The sequence below is a fragment of the Bacillus sp. ISL-18 genome (assembly GCF_018613415.1).
GTDB lineage: Bacteria > Bacillota > Bacilli > Bacillales > Cytobacillaceae > Neobacillus.
Map to the genome: position 1 here is coordinate 1 of NZ_JAGGQG010000040.1, position 13,737 is coordinate 13,737.

The following is a 13,737-nucleotide window of genomic DNA, read 5'->3' on the forward strand; positions in this document are numbered from 1 at the left end:
ACAATTAAATGGACTTGACTATTCATAACTGCTGAAACCCCACCAAGTTGCCGCGTACGGGAGATAAGAGCCATTCATAACTGTCGAAGCCCCATCAAGTTGCCGCGTACGGGAGATAAGAGCCATTCATAACTGTCGAAGCCCCACCAAGTTGCCACGTACGGGAGATAAGAGCCATTCATAACTGCTGAAGCCCCACCAAGTTGCCACGTACGGGAGATAAGAGCCATTCATAACTGCGGAAACCCCACCAAGTTGCCGTGTACGAGGGATAAGAGCCACAGTGAGATAACTCCAGCTCCATCCCTTAATCACGACATTCTACTATTATTTTTAAAAAGCCCAGTTACCAGCTCTGAAGATAGGTTCTGTTTTTCCTTCAACGGTTACTCCATCAATGTCCATATCCTTAGAACCAATCATGAAATCAACATGGGTAATACTTTCGTTAAGCCCGTTTTCTGCTAATTCCTCTGAAGACATTTTCTTCCCGCCTTCAATACAGAAAGCGTAGGCACTGCCAATCGCTAAATGATTTGAGGCATTTTCATCAAATAAAGTATTGAAGAAAAGAACATTAGATTGTGAAATAGGAGAATTGTAAGGTACAAGCGCTACTTCCCCGAGATAATGTGAACCCTCGTCAGTTTCCACAAGACGCTTTAAGATTTCTTCGCCTTCCTCTGCTTTCACTCCAACAATTTTCCCATTCTCAAATGTAACCGAGAAGCGGTCGATGATATTGCCGCCATAGCTTAAAGGCTTCGTACTTGCAACCGTACCGTTCACACCGTTCTTTAGAGGGACAGTAAAGACCTCTTCAGTTGGCATATTGGCCATAAACTCATGCCCGCTTTCATTAACACTGCCGGCACCTACCCAAAGATGTTTCTCCGGCAGTTCAATGGTTAAATCTGTTCCTGGCGCAGTATAATGAAGTTCTTTGTATCTTTTCCCATTTAGATAGTGGACCTTCTCGTGAAGGGTTTCATCATGTTTTTTCCAAGCCTCGACCGGATTTTCTGTATCGACACGGACAGATTTGAATATAGCTTCCCAAAGCTTATTTACTTGATTGTTACTCGGTTCGTTCGGAAATACTTTCGCAGCCCAATCCTGTGAGGCAGCAGCAATCACTGTCCAACTGACTTTGTCTGATTGGATGGCTTTCCGATAGTGGGAAAGTGCCTTTCCGGCTGCCTTCTGGAAGTTAGCGATTCGCTCAGGATTGACACCTTTTAACAAGTCAGGACTTGAAGAAATAACCGACATAAAGGCTGCCCCTTTTTCTGCCAAATCCTCCATTTCCTTTGCACGCCATACCGGGTACTCTATGAAAGCCTCATCTGGGGCTAAATCATATTTTGTTCTTGAAATAAAATCATCATTCCAGTTCACAATGACATTGTGTGCGCCTGTTTCGTAAGCCTTTTTGACAATAAGACGGACCAATTCAGCTGCTTCTAAAGTGGCATTTACCACCAAGCTTTGGCCTTTTTGAATATTCACACCAACCTTAACAGCTAGCTCGGCATATTTTTCAAGATTTTTAATAAAATCACTCATCTTATGTATCTCCTTTTTATCAGAATCTTCCTATATTGTAGCGTGTTTAAATGGAAAAATAAACCGTAAACCATAGTCATGAAGCAGTCTAAGCTGTGATTCTGCTTTTTTGTTTTTCGAACACATAAAACATGATCCAATATAATCCTGCACTCGCAAGGGCGAGCAGACAAAGAATAAAAAACGTCCATCCATAGCCGACCCAAACAGTCATTGGAATGGCAAGAGGGGCAATTGTCCGGCTAATCGTAAATCGCAAGCTTGCCGCTGCAAAATATTGGCCTCGCATATGCTCTGGTGCCAGTTTGGAAACAAAACCTTGCTGCAGTCCAGCCCCCATTAACTCTGCAAAAGTAAAAATGGCCATCGCGAAAATTAATCCCCAAATCCAGTGTGTCTGGCTAAAAATAACAATAGATATTGCGTATACAACAGATGAGAGGGCGAAGACGTTTCTCTCATAATATTTACTCATCCATCTTGTTACAAAGACGGTCAGCAGGGCAACGAGAAAACCATTTTCCGCTAAAACAATTCCAAATGCCTGCTCTCCTTTAATAAGGAACGACCAATCGCCAATGGCAAGCAGACTTTGATCTTTGACAAAATCCTTGATATAGACAGGTATTAATAAGTCTAATTGCATAAAAGTCTGACCTGCTAAGACTCCAGCAATTATGAATAGAAGGAAGGTTTTGTCTTTCACAATTAAAGCATAGTCTCTTACTTGGTTTCTTAAAAAGTAATACCATTTTCCCTCGGTGGTGAGAGAGGCCCTTGTTTGCGAGGGGACGGTTTCCCGAGTCCATTTTGTCAGGATTAAGCCTACTAAAATACAAACAGCCCCAGCAAAAAGCAATAGCTGAAAGCGATAATGAACATAAAAAATCGATCCCAAAATGGGTCCGACTACTACAGCTATGTTAATCGATGTATAAAAGATAGCAAACACATCACTCCGATCCTTTTCCTTGACCACGTCGGCGACCATGGCCTGACTTGCGGGCCAGTAAAATGAACCAAACACACCTGCTGCCGTAAACGCCACAAATCCTAACCACGGAGACTGAAGCCATGGAGAACTGGCTAAGGCAAAGCATAAGAATGAAAGCCCTTGGCCGAAAGATGCTAGAACCATCATTCGCTTTCTTCCAAAGCGGTCAGCAAAATATCCGCCCATTAGGTTAGCTAATACAGAAAATACTTGTGAAAACACTAATAATAAACCTGCTTTATTTTTGCCAAACTCTTCAGCAAAATAAATCGATAAGAACGGAAAAAACATCCAGTAGGTGATATTCACCAAGGCTTCCGCAAATAATCGAACCCTTAAATTTGCATCCCAATCCCTTATCCTCATACAAATCCTCGTTTCTCTTTATGCGTGCCACTACATCATACTATCCCCTTGGAAGTGGATTCAAGGGAAAAAAAGCCACTACTTCGGCTAAACTGAATTTTATGATGTTTTATGCTATATTAGAGGTTAATGGGTTACCGAAAGGATGTTTAGAAAAGTGAAAAAAAGTGTAGTTATAGCCGAAAAACCCTCTGTCGCTCGAGATATAGCACGAGTAATGCATTGTAATAAAAAAGGCAATGGTTTTTTTGAAGGAGATAAATATATTGTTACATGGGCATTAGGACATTTAGTTACCCTTGCAGACCCCGAAGTGTATGACGATAAATATAAAGCCTGGAAAATAGAAGATTTGCCAATGCTTCCAAATGAGCTGAAGCTTGTTGTCATTAAACAAACGAGTAAGCAGTTTCATACTGTTAAAAGCCAATTACAACGCTCTGATGTCGGGGAGATTGTTATTGCAACAGATAGTGGTCGTGAAGGGGAATTAGTAGCAAGATGGATACTTGCTAAGGCAAAGGTGAATAAACCTACAAAACGTCTATGGATATCTTCAGTTACTGATAAAGCAATTAAAGATGGCTTTATGAAATTGAAGCCGGGCAAGGACTATGAGAATTTATATCATTCTGCTGTTGCACGGTCAGAAGCGGATTGGTATATCGGTCTTAATGCTACCCGTGCATTAACAACTCGTTTCAATGCCCAGCTAAACTGCGGACGTGTTCAAACTCCAACGGTTGCAATCATTGCAGCGCGGGAGGACGAAATCAAAAACTTCAAACCGCAAACCTATTACGGGATCGAAGCCCAAACAACAGACAATTTAAAATTGACTTGGCAGGATCCAAAAGGGAATAGCCGCAGCTTTGATAAAGAAAAAACCGATGCAATTGTGAAAAAACTAGGCAAACAAAATGCCATTGTAAAAGAAATTGAGAAAAAACCGAAGAAGTCTTTTTCTCCGGGTCTTTATGATTTAACTGAACTGCAGCGCGATGCGAATAAAATCTTTGGCTACTCTGCAAAGGAAACGTTAAACATTATGCAAAAACTATACGAACAGCATAAAGTCTTAACCTATCCTCGTACAGACTCGCGTTACCTTTCTTCTGATATTGTCGAAACACTTCCTGAACGTTTGAGGGCATGTGGAGTTGGAGAATATCGTCCGTTAACTAATAAGATCTTAAGCAAGCCGATAAAAGCTTCCAAAGCATTCGTCGATGATAGTAAAGTATCCGATCACCATGCGATTATTCCAACAGAAGGGTATGTAAACTTCTCGGCTTTCACCGATAAAGAACGAAAAATTTATGACTTAGTGGTAAAACGATTCTTAGCGGTGTTATTCCCGGCATTTGAATATGAGCAGCTAACGCTTCGTGCAAAAATCGGGGAGGAGAACTTTGTTGCAAGGGGAAAAACCATTTTATCAACCGGGTGGAAAGAAGTATATGAGAATCGCTTTGAAGACGAGGATGCAGCGGAAGACCTAAAGGAACAGATTTTACCTCGCATTGAAAAAGGCGATACCCTTATCGTGAAACTAATCGCTCAAACATCTGGTCAAACCAGTGCACCTGCCCGTTTTAATGAGGCAACGTTACTATCGGCAATGGAAAACCCAACAAAGTATATGGAAACCAAAAGTAAGCAACTGGCAGAAACTTTAAAATCAACTGGTGGATTAGGAACTGTAGCAACCCGTGCTGATATTATTGATAAGCTTTTCAATTCATTCTTAATCGAGAAGCGCGGCAAAGACATTCATCTTACTTCTAAAGGACGTCAATTGTTGGATTTAGTGCCTGAAGAATTAAAATCTCCTGCCTTAACAGCTGAATGGGAACAAAAGCTTGATCAAATTGCCCATGGAAAGTTGAAAAAAGATGCGTTTATCAGCGAAATGAAAAAATATACAAAAGAAATTGTTGCTGAAATTAAATCGAGTAATAAAAAGTATAAGCATGACAATATCTCAACAAAAAGTTGCCCAGATTGTGGAAAACCAATGCTTGAGGTAAATGGGAAAAAAGGTAAAATGCTTGTGTGCCAAGATCGTGAATGTGGACATCGCAAAAATGTTTCGCGAGTCACCAATGCGCGCTGCCCGCAATGCCATAAAAAACTGGAACTCCGAGGAGAAGGGGAAGGACAAATTTTTACTTGTAAATGCGGGCACCGTGAGAAACTATCTGCTTTCGAAGCGCGCCGTAAAAAAGAATCGGCCGGTAAAGTGGATAAACGTACAGTGCAAAAGTATCTGAAAAGCCAAAATAAGGAAGAAGAGCCAATTAATACAGCTTTGGCAGATGCTTTAAAAAAGCTAAATCTAAAATAACTTGTATGTGTTACGACATGTAAAGAGGCAGGTTCCCTAATCTAAAAGGTTGAGGAAACCAGCCTCTTTCTTCCTTTTATAAAAAAGTTCATCAAAAAAGGCGTGAAAAACTCACGCCTTTTACTTCATATGATTTGGGAGCCAGCGGCCAGTATCTACACGCTGTTCCTCCTCATTCTCGATTCTATTCTTAAAAGCTTCTTGGGTAACAATTAATTCTTCATCTCCAATGGCTTCCTTTACATGCTTTTCTGTAAGGCTGTCCTTTGGGAAATTCCCTGGGTGATTTTTCTTTTTGTGTTCAAAATGTTCTCCACGAGCCAACGTTAACACTCCTTTCGTCTTCGCAAGTAGTTTCCCCAAACATTCCTAAAAATAAATTGGAATCATTTTTCCAATTTATCAATAGGTCAGCAGTTGGTATAATTATAAGAGTCATTCGAGTATAAAAGGAGGGATTGGGCATGGACTTTTTTCAGATTCTGTCAGAAGACCGAATAAAAAAAGCGTATCAAGATGGTGAATTCGACTCACTGCCTGGCTTGGGCAAACCAATGCAGCTTGAGGATTTATCCGGAATTCCTGAGGACCTGCGTATGGCCTATAAAATAATGAAAAATGCCGGTTATACAGAGGATGAAAGACGTATACGTCAAGATATGCTGAACATTGAAGATTTGCTCAAAAAGTGCGATGAAAACGACAGGGAGAACCTACAAAGAAAACTAAATGAAAAGCTGCTAAGGTTTAATCAGTTAATGGCAAAGAGGGGCGTTAAAACAAATTCTTCCATGTTTAAAAACTACGAGTTAAACTTACAACGTAAAATAAATAAATAAATAAATAAATAAATAAATAAATAAGAAGAGCTGGTTGGTGAATAGGGAGCTACTCATCACCAGCTTTTTATTGTTCAATCGGTTTGCACATTCTGTCTAATAAAAACCCAGCAACCACGATAAAGGAAATAGGGATGGAAAAATTCAAAACATGTATCAAGGTCATTTCACACACCTACCTTTTATTTTTTGAATTTTTAGTATAATTATATGTTGTATATGGTTATATGTCAGCTGTCACATTTTAGACAAATTTATTGTAATAAAGAATTTAGGGAAAATTTGTAAACAAAAAGTTGTTTTTTGTAGGATTATAGGAGAAATTGAATTAAAAAGGTGGTAGAAAATTAGTAAAAAATGACAAAAAACAACACAATCCAGTTGTAGTAATCGATATAATGAACATATCATAAAAGATTAAGTAAAAAGACCTAGATATAAGGTGTTGGGGAAAAAGATCGCACTACTTAAGTCGGGAAAGCAGAAAAGGGCAAACCTGTTGAAAAGCAGGGACGCAAAGCCGAGGATCTAAGGCAGGGATAAAGCTGCTATGATGGCCGGGTTACCTGGAATACAGAGGTATTTTGGGAGTGAGTAGAATGGTGATTACTGAAAAAGAAATGGATGTTGTTGATCAAGAATGGATGGAGCTCATTTTAGAGGCAAGAAAAATCGGACTTTCCATCGAGGATGTGCGCAATTTTCTTACACACGATGATTTAAAATCATCAGCTACATATTAAAAAAAGCATTCTACAAAAATAATCGCTTTTGTAGAATGCTTTTTTTATTCATTATTATTTTGATTAATCCGCCACTTATTAAATTCGAGAAAATCCTTAAATTGCTCTTTTGAAACACCAGAATTCATGGCTTCTTTGACAAGGTTCATCCAATCCGTATCTAAATCATCCTTATTGATTTGTTCGTGAATCAGATGCTCGACAGGAAGATTTAATACACCGGCAATTTTTTCAAGAAATTGAATTGAAGGGTTCTTTTGTAAATTTCTTTCTAAAGAACTTAAATAAGACTTTGCAACTCCCGCTTGCTCAGCAAGCTCGGATAGTGACATCTTCTTTTCTAAGCGATATTTTTTAACACGATCACCAATCATTGAATCTCACACACCTACATTTTAAATTTTTCCGATAAACAGTATAATTACATTTTAATCGGTCAGAGTTCTTTACATATATTCTATCAAAAAGGTTGAAGAAGTACCATATTAAGAACAGACTATTATTACAATATCATGAACAATGTGAACATTTTCCTAGACCTAGGACCTCTGAAAGGTTTGTTTTGAAAAAAAGGCTTAATAGCGTTAATATTATGTTGTTGCCATTATAGTATGAAAGAATAATGTCCTAAACAACACTACAGCGAACAATCTCAATGAATGTACATAAATATAATCAAAAAGGCAGGGAATCAGATGATTGTATTAAAATCACAACGTGAAATTGAAGCAATGAAAAAGGCGGGAGAAATACTTGCAGCCTGTCATAAGGAAATTGCTAAGCTTATTAAACCAGGAATCACCACGTGGGAAATAGAAGAGTTTGTGGATGAATTTCTCAGGAACCATGGAGCAACACCTGAACAAAAAGGGTATAAAGGATACGAATATGCAACCTGTGCTAGTATAAATGACGAGGTATGCCACGGGTTTCCTCGAAAGGACCCATTAAAAAATGGAGATATTGTTACCATTGATATGGTTGTTAATTATAATGGGGCGCTTGCGGATTCTGCTTGGTCTTACGGTGTTGGCGAAATTACGGAGGAAGCGGCCCATTTATTAATGGTTACAAAAGAAGCCTTATACAAAGGGATTGAGCAGGCGGTTGTCGGGAATCGAATTGGAGATATCGGTCATGCGATCCAAACGTATGTAGAAGGGGAAGGGTTTTCTGTAGTTCGTGATTTTATTGGCCATGGTATCGGCGCAGTTATGCACGAGAAACCAGATATTCCGCATTATGGGCTTCCAGGCAAGGGGGCACGGATCAAAGAGGGAATGGTATTTACGATTGAGCCAATGGTAAACATCGGTCGATACCAGACCAAAATGGATCTCAATGGCTGGACTGCTCGAACAATTGATGGCAAATATTCTGCGCAATATGAGCACACACTTGCCATAACAAAGGACGGTCCCATTATTTTAACTGAACAGAAATAAACGAAAGACCCGTTATTTGGATACATCAAAAATAACGGGTCTTTTTAATTATTTCTTTCTTAGACTTCCAAGTTCTTCGACTAAAGCTTGCATTTCATTTGGACTAAATGATTTCTTCTTCAAGACCATTTCATAGATTTCTTTTAATTCTTCGTACATTTCTTCATCGAAATGGGAGGGTTTAATTGCTCCAAGGTTCAGCACCTTTAATTTTTCTTTTATTTGTTCGATCATGAATTCGACATTCTCAACAGACTTTTCTGATAAATTCATTTCCGTCACCCTTTTCACAAATTTTAATCCCATCTTTTCATGTTAAAAAGTATCTGTCAATACTAATCTCATTTGTAGTTTGTCCAAAGAAAATCATTAATCATAACGATCTGTTTGCATTGTAAGGTTTGATATCGCAAAATAAATGGTATGATAAACAATGGTATTATTTTCTTTTAAGATGAGCAAATGATAATTATAAAGAGGGAAGGAGAGGTTAAGATGACAAGAAAAAACCAGTTTTGGAAGGGGATCCTGCTAGGGGCAATTGCAGGTGGTGCACTTAGCTTATTAGATAAAGATACACGTGAGGCTATGAAGGAAAATGTAAAAAATACTTCTGGTAAGGTAGGGTATATTATCCGTCATCCTGATGAAGTATCTGAAAAAGTAAAGGAAACAGCTGCAAAATTTAAATCGACCTTTGAAACAGTTAGTGAGGATATAACCTTTATTACTGAAAAAGTCGAGGAGTTAAGGGAACTAACACCACAGGTAACAGAAATGATTAAAGAAACAAAAGAAACCTTTGCTGTTAATGAGGAAGATGATTTTTTAGACGATGTAACAGTAGGAAAGGGCGAATAAATCTCAGATAAGAAGGAGGATCTATATGGACAAGAAAGTAAATGTACGCTCTTCATTATTTAGATTACTTTGGCATCGGATTGAAGAAGATGATCTTCCCGGTTTGAGTGCGCAGTTGGCCTACTTTTTTCTTCTTTCCTTATTTCCACTCTTAATTGTATTATTTACCCTTCTTCCGTATGTCCCGATTCCACATCAGAATATACTCGGGATGATCAAGGATTTCGCACCTGATGAGGCGATGGCACTAATTGAAAAAAATGTTAAAGAAATTATGAGTCAACGAAATGGCGGCTTGCTTTCGTTCGGGATTATCGGGACCATTTGGTCGGCATCGAATGGAATTAATGCCATCGTAAGGGCTTTTAATAAGGCATATAACGTGAAGGAAAGCCGTTCCTTCATTGTCGCAAGGGGTATGGCGGTTTTATTAACATTTGGTATGATTTTTGTTTTTTTACTTGCCCTTATCCTCCCTGTTTTTGGTAAGGAAATAGGCCTTTTTTTATTCTCACAATTAGGCTATACGGAAGAATTTATAAAGATTTGGAATGCGTTAAGCTGGCTGGGCAGTGGGATCATTTTATTTCTAATTTTTACCGGTCTTTATTGGATTGCACCGAATGTCAAAATCAAATGCAGAAGTGCTTTTCCGGGGGCTATCTTTGCCACGGTAGGCTGGATCATTTCGTCAATGGGTTTATCCTTCTACGTCGGGAATTTTAGTAATTATTCTCTTACATATGGGGGGATTGGCGCTATTATTGTACTAATGATTTGGTTATACCTATCCGCCTTTATTATTATTCTTGGTGGAGAAGTAAATGCCTTCTACAGTGAAAAATACAAGACAAACTGCTAACACTTACCTTACTGAAAATCACTTATCTGGCCAAACTATGATTAGGGGCTTAGCACCCGAACATCAAGGGAGGATGACAAGATGACAAAGCATACGAAAAAAGATGGCAGCACAAAGCAAAAAGGTAAAGGCAGTAAGGGGAATAAAACTTCAGGTTCTGCGAACGGATCTAACGGCTATCACTAAGCCTACTATAAAAGGACCAGGTGAGAAAATTCACCTGGTCCTTTCGATTACCTATTATTTTAACAGCCTAAGGCTATTTAAAATCACAAGGATTGTACTTCCTTCGTGACCAATGACTCCGAATGGTAAATCCAGCAGTTGAAAGAAATTCGAGCATATGAGCAACATAATTACAGCGATAGAGAAGACGACATTTTGTTTAATAATCTTGTTCATTCGCTGTGAAAGACGGACAGCCTCGGCAATTTTGGGCAGATCATTTTTCATTAAAACTATATCAGCTGTTTCGAGGGCCACATCTGTTCCTTCTCCCATTGCAATTCCAACGCTAGCAGTGGCGAGTGCCGGTGCATCATTAATACCATCCCCAACCATGGCGACCGTTTTGTATTTCTGTTTAAGTTGTTTTAACTGCTCCACCTTTTCTTCAGGAAGACATTCTGCGTAAAATTCATCAACATGACTCTCAGCAGCAATGGCATGGGCTGTTTTTTCACTATCACCGGTCAGCATGATCGTCTTTATGTTTTGTCTCTTTAAATCCTCAATCGCATGCTTAGTTTCCTCGCGAACCACATCTTTCATCGCAATCATCGCACTAAGCACACCATTAATCTCAATAAAAACTAAGGTATTGCCTAAGCCAGCCAGTTCTTTCGATTTACCTTCAGCAAACTTATCGGCCTCATCGTTTCCGATTAACGCTGCTTTACCAATTTTCCACTGCTCGCCGTTTATGGATGCTTTTACACCCCAGCCAGGTATGTCTTCAAGGCTGTCTGGTTGTAATAATTCCTGCTTCAACGTTTGTTTAGTATATTTTACAATTGCTTGTGCAAGTGGATGTGTTGATTGGTTTTCAATTGATGCAGCTTTTAAAATAAGTTCTTCTTTATTAAGTCCTTCTTTTACAATGACTTCGGTTACTTCAGGTTTTCCTTTTGTTAAGGTACCCGTCTTATCAAAGGCAATCGCTTCTAAATGCCCTAAATTTTCTAAATGGACTCCGCCTTTAACTAAAATCCCATGTTTCGCACCATTTGAGATGGCGGAAAGGGTGGCAGGCATAATTGAGGCAACAAGGGCACATGGCGAGGCAACAACCAGTAAAATCATCGCCCGATAAAAAGACTCATGCCAGCTCCAGCCAAGTAAGAAATAGGGTAAAAAGAACATGCTGATAACGACAAGCAGGACCACTTTTACATAGGTTCCTTCAAAACGCTCAATAAAAAGCTGAGAAGGTGATTTTTCACTTTGAGCCGATTGAACCAGTTGAATGATTTTTTGAAAAAGTGTATCGGTGCTAGCCTTGGTTATTTGGACTGTGATCGATCCAGTCAAATTGACCGTACCAGCAAACACTTCGGCTTGCTCGCTCTTTGAAACAGGCATAGACTCTCCGGTAATGGCCGCTTCGTCAATATTGGTTTGCCCCTTCATGATCACCCCATCAGAAGGCACACGCTCACCCGGTTTAATTAGGATATGGTCTCCTACTATTAGTTCAGAAACCGCGACTCGCTTTTCATATCCATTGGTAATCAGTAACGCCTCTTGTGGCTGCAGCTCCATTAAGGAGGAGATCTCCTTGTGGCTTTTATTCATGGTGTAGGTTTCCAAAGCTCCACTGACGGCGAAGATAAAAATTAGCACGGCTCCTTCTGTCCAATAACCGATAATGGCTGAACCGACTGCGGCAAATATCATTAGCATTTCTACGTTTAGTTCCTTATTTTCATAGGTGGCCTCTATCCCTTCTTTTGCCTTGGCAAAGCCCCCAATGACGAATGCTAATAAATAGGCAATAATCGCTTCAACCCCATAATCATACTTATCAAACAGCCAGCCTGCCGCAATTAAGATGCCGCTTAACCCGGCAGCTATTAATTCAATATGTGGTTTTATTTTTTCAATCCAACTGGTTTCTTCAATCCCCTTTGTTAAAACTTTTGCATCTGAACTCATTGTATTCCCCCCTTATCATTGATACGGCTAGCTTCAGCGCTCCAGGCCATACGCCGCAAACGGGCGCTTCCGCTTTTGAGTCTAATTGATAAAAATAATCATCTTCATTACCCTTAAAAAACACGAAAGCTGTCATCAAGTGATGACAGCACGAATCTCGACATATATTCTTTTTATTTATTTTACCATATATCGTATGTTTGAGGATATGAATTTGCTTTTAAAAAGCACTTAGGAATTTTGCTGTTCAAGCCTTACCTCCGTTTTTTTTGCAAAGGCAAATATGATGAAGGTGACGATAAGAAGCATCGTACTAATAATGTAAAAGAAACTTACATGTTGAAAAAACCTGATAAATAGCCCGCCAATGATGGGTCCGCTTAAACTTCCAAGACTATAAAAGATACCACATAATAAATTCCCTGTTGGCAGCAGAAACCTTGGAACCAAATCTGTCATAAAGCTAATACCGAGTGAGAAGGTCGATCCGACAACCATCCCAGAAAAAAGAAAAGCAATGAAAAGTCCAATAAACGAGTGCTCCACAAAACTAGCCATCGTAAAACTTAAAAATCCGAGTAGCAGCACGATGATTAAGACATTTCTCCTCCCATATTGATCACTTAACATTCCTAAAGGGAGCTGTGTTATGATGCTGCCGACGGCAAATACAGAGAGAACAAGAGAAACATTGGAAACATTAATGTTGGTCCGGAGAGCGTAAACGGGAAAGCTCCCGTTTAAGCAAGATTCTAAGAACCCATATGTAAATGGAAGTAAAAATGCAACCCAGCCGTATTTGAAAGCCTGCTTAAATTGTGTAATGGTTGCTAAAAAAGAATGAAGGTTGACAGTTTGTTCAGGTAACTCATTTTTCAACGTAAATACAAAACCCCAGCCAATTAAACATAAAATCGAAGAGATAATAAAAGGTAAGGATTGAGTAACCGTGACTAGCGGGGTCATTAGAGGTCCTGCCGCAAAGCCAATTCCAAAAAACAACCCGTACAAGGAAATATTGCGGCCGCGTTTTTCTGCTGGAGAAGACGAGGTGATCCACGTTTGTGTTGCAAAATGGAGGGAGTGGTCACCAATCCCAATCAGTAATCGTAACGCAAACCAAAACCAAAATGTCTTCCATAGGGGGAATAAAGCAAGTGAAATAGCAACAAGACCTCCGCCCCAAACGATGACAGGCTTGTATCCATACTTTCTTAATGGCCTTTCCATAAACGGAGAGACTAAGAGTATTCCGATATATAAGGCGGTTGCATTAAACCCATTTAATGAAGGAGATACACCGTTCTTTTCAAAAATAATCGCAATGAGCGGAAGGAGCATCCCTTGAGAGAATCCTGAAATTGCCACAATACTGACAAGAATCCAGAATCGTACATTTATTTTATTCATAAAACATCCTCGCGTAATGTAAAGTGAGTTTAATCGTCCCTCCATGATGGTATCTAGAAAGTAGGTCATTTGCAAGGGAATTGTTACCTAGACATTTTACTCATTTTTAGGTAAATTAAGGAACATATGGAAACATATAAAAAGTAGTTC

The 13,737-nt window shown here is 39.3% G+C and carries 13 protein-coding genes and 1 riboswitch; of the genes, 6 read left to right on the forward strand and 7 right to left on the reverse strand.

Annotated features, from left to right (window positions below; genetic code table 11):
* Window positions 1-333 precede the first annotated feature (333 nt).
* Both J7E81_RS29960 and J7E81_RS29965 read right to left on the reverse strand, forming a co-directional pair.
* The gene (locus J7E81_RS29960) at window positions 334-1,566 is read right to left on the reverse strand and encodes an aminopeptidase (protein WP_215047783.1); all 1,233 of its coding nucleotides are present in this window, start codon (window positions 1,564-1,566) and stop codon (window positions 334-336) included.
* An 88-nt stretch (window positions 1,567-1,654) separates the two neighbouring features.
* The gene (locus J7E81_RS29965; protein ID WP_215047784.1) at window positions 1,655-2,926 is read right to left on the reverse strand and encodes an MDR family MFS transporter; all 1,272 of its coding nucleotides are present in this window, start codon (window positions 2,924-2,926) and stop codon (window positions 1,655-1,657) included.
* Window positions 2,927-3,083: 157 nt separating this feature from the next.
* Here J7E81_RS29965 and J7E81_RS29970 point away from each other — a divergent pair, with 157 nt between their 5' ends.
* A complete protein-coding gene (locus J7E81_RS29970; protein WP_215047785.1) occupies window positions 3,084-5,273 on the forward strand; it encodes a DNA topoisomerase III in 2,190 nt (729 codons plus the stop codon).
* Between the two features lie 120 nt (window positions 5,274-5,393).
* Here the strand turns inward: J7E81_RS29970 and J7E81_RS29975 are convergent, their stop codons facing one another.
* Window positions 5,394-5,597 (reverse strand): hypothetical protein, encoded by a 204-nt coding sequence (locus J7E81_RS29975; protein ID WP_215047786.1) that lies wholly within the window; start codon window positions 5,595-5,597, stop codon window positions 5,394-5,396.
* A gap of 140 nt (window positions 5,598-5,737) precedes the next feature.
* On the opposite strand from J7E81_RS29975, the gene J7E81_RS29980 reads away from it, so the two are divergent.
* Window positions 5,738-6,112 carry a DnaJ family domain-containing protein gene (locus J7E81_RS29980; protein ID WP_215047787.1) on the forward strand — a complete coding sequence of 125 codons (375 nt, stop codon included), beginning with the start codon at window positions 5,738-5,740 and terminating at the stop codon, window positions 6,110-6,112.
* Window positions 6,113-6,591: 479 nt separating this feature from the next.
* Window positions 6,592-6,682, forward strand: a riboswitch (cyclic di-GMP riboswitch).
* 29 nt (window positions 6,683-6,711) lie between these two features.
* Window positions 6,712-6,855 carry an anti-repressor SinI family protein gene (locus tag J7E81_RS29985; protein WP_215047788.1) on the forward strand — a complete coding sequence of 48 codons (144 nt, stop codon included), beginning with the start codon at window positions 6,712-6,714 and terminating at the stop codon, window positions 6,853-6,855.
* A gap of 44 nt (window positions 6,856-6,899) precedes the next feature.
* Here the strand turns inward: J7E81_RS29985 and J7E81_RS29990 are convergent, their stop codons facing one another.
* Window positions 6,900-7,229, reverse strand: coding sequence for a helix-turn-helix domain-containing protein (locus J7E81_RS29990; protein ID WP_215047789.1), 330 nt, complete (start codon window positions 7,227-7,229; stop codon window positions 6,900-6,902).
* A 321-nt stretch (window positions 7,230-7,550) separates the two neighbouring features.
* Here J7E81_RS29990 and map point away from each other — a divergent pair, with 321 nt between their 5' ends.
* Window positions 7,551-8,300, forward strand: coding sequence for a type I methionyl aminopeptidase (map, locus tag J7E81_RS29995; protein WP_215047790.1), 750 nt, complete (start codon window positions 7,551-7,553; stop codon window positions 8,298-8,300).
* A 48-nt stretch (window positions 8,301-8,348) separates the two neighbouring features.
* Here map and J7E81_RS30000 read toward each other — a convergent pair whose 3' ends face one another.
* A complete protein-coding gene (locus tag J7E81_RS30000) occupies window positions 8,349-8,573 on the reverse strand; it encodes a DUF1128 domain-containing protein (RefSeq protein ID WP_098532862.1) in 225 nt (74 codons plus the stop codon).
* 222 nt (window positions 8,574-8,795) lie between these two features.
* On the opposite strand from J7E81_RS30000, the gene J7E81_RS30005 reads away from it, so the two are divergent.
* Together J7E81_RS30005 and J7E81_RS30010 are read left to right on the forward strand one after the other, a co-directional pair.
* Entirely contained in the window at window positions 8,796-9,161 is a 366-nt protein-coding gene (locus J7E81_RS30005) for a YtxH domain-containing protein (RefSeq protein WP_215047791.1), read from the forward strand.
* Between the two features lie 25 nt (window positions 9,162-9,186).
* The gene (locus J7E81_RS30010) at window positions 9,187-10,023 is read left to right on the forward strand and encodes a YihY/virulence factor BrkB family protein (RefSeq protein ID WP_215047792.1); all 837 of its coding nucleotides are present in this window, start codon (window positions 9,187-9,189) and stop codon (window positions 10,021-10,023) included.
* Between the two features lie 240 nt (window positions 10,024-10,263).
* Here J7E81_RS30010 and J7E81_RS30015 read toward each other — a convergent pair whose 3' ends face one another.
* On the reverse strand, window positions 10,264-12,177 hold the full coding sequence (locus J7E81_RS30015; RefSeq protein ID WP_215047793.1) for a heavy metal translocating P-type ATPase: 1,914 nt from the start codon (window positions 12,175-12,177) through the stop codon (window positions 10,264-10,266).
* Between the two features lie 231 nt (window positions 12,178-12,408).
* Window positions 12,409-13,587, reverse strand: coding sequence for an MFS transporter (locus J7E81_RS30020; protein WP_215047794.1), 1,179 nt, complete (start codon window positions 13,585-13,587; stop codon window positions 12,409-12,411).
* Window positions 13,588-13,737: the final 150 nt, after the last annotated feature.

Excerpts from the sequence above, each read along its gene's own strand:
- J7E81_RS29960 (WP_215047783.1), bottom strand. The coding sequence starts at position 1,566 with ATGAGTGATTTTATTAAAAATCTTGAAAAATATGCCGAGCTAGCTGTT.
- J7E81_RS29965 (WP_215047784.1), bottom strand. The coding sequence starts at position 2,926 with ATGAGGATAAGGGATTGGGATGCAAATTTAAGGGTTCGATTATTTGCG.
- J7E81_RS29980 (WP_215047787.1), top strand. The coding sequence starts at position 5,738 with ATGGACTTTTTTCAGATTCTGTCAGAAGACCGAATAAAAAAAGCGTAT.
- J7E81_RS29985 (WP_215047788.1), top strand. The coding sequence starts at position 6,712 with ATGGTGATTACTGAAAAAGAAATGGATGTTGTTGATCAAGAATGGATG.
- J7E81_RS29990 (WP_215047789.1), bottom strand. The coding sequence starts at position 7,229 with ATGATTGGTGATCGTGTTAAAAAATATCGCTTAGAAAAGAAGATGTCA.
- map (WP_215047790.1), top strand. The coding sequence starts at position 7,551 with ATGATTGTATTAAAATCACAACGTGAAATTGAAGCAATGAAAAAGGCG.
- J7E81_RS30000 (WP_098532862.1), bottom strand. The coding sequence starts at position 8,573 with ATGAATTTATCAGAAAAGTCTGTTGAGAATGTCGAATTCATGATCGAA.
- J7E81_RS30005 (WP_215047791.1), top strand. The coding sequence starts at position 8,796 with ATGACAAGAAAAAACCAGTTTTGGAAGGGGATCCTGCTAGGGGCAATT.
- J7E81_RS30010 (WP_215047792.1), top strand. The coding sequence starts at position 9,187 with ATGGACAAGAAAGTAAATGTACGCTCTTCATTATTTAGATTACTTTGG.
- J7E81_RS30015 (WP_215047793.1), bottom strand. The coding sequence starts at position 12,177 with ATGAGTTCAGATGCAAAAGTTTTAACAAAGGGGATTGAAGAAACCAGT.
- J7E81_RS30020 (WP_215047794.1), bottom strand. The coding sequence starts at position 13,587 with ATGAATAAAATAAATGTACGATTCTGGATTCTTGTCAGTATTGTGGCA.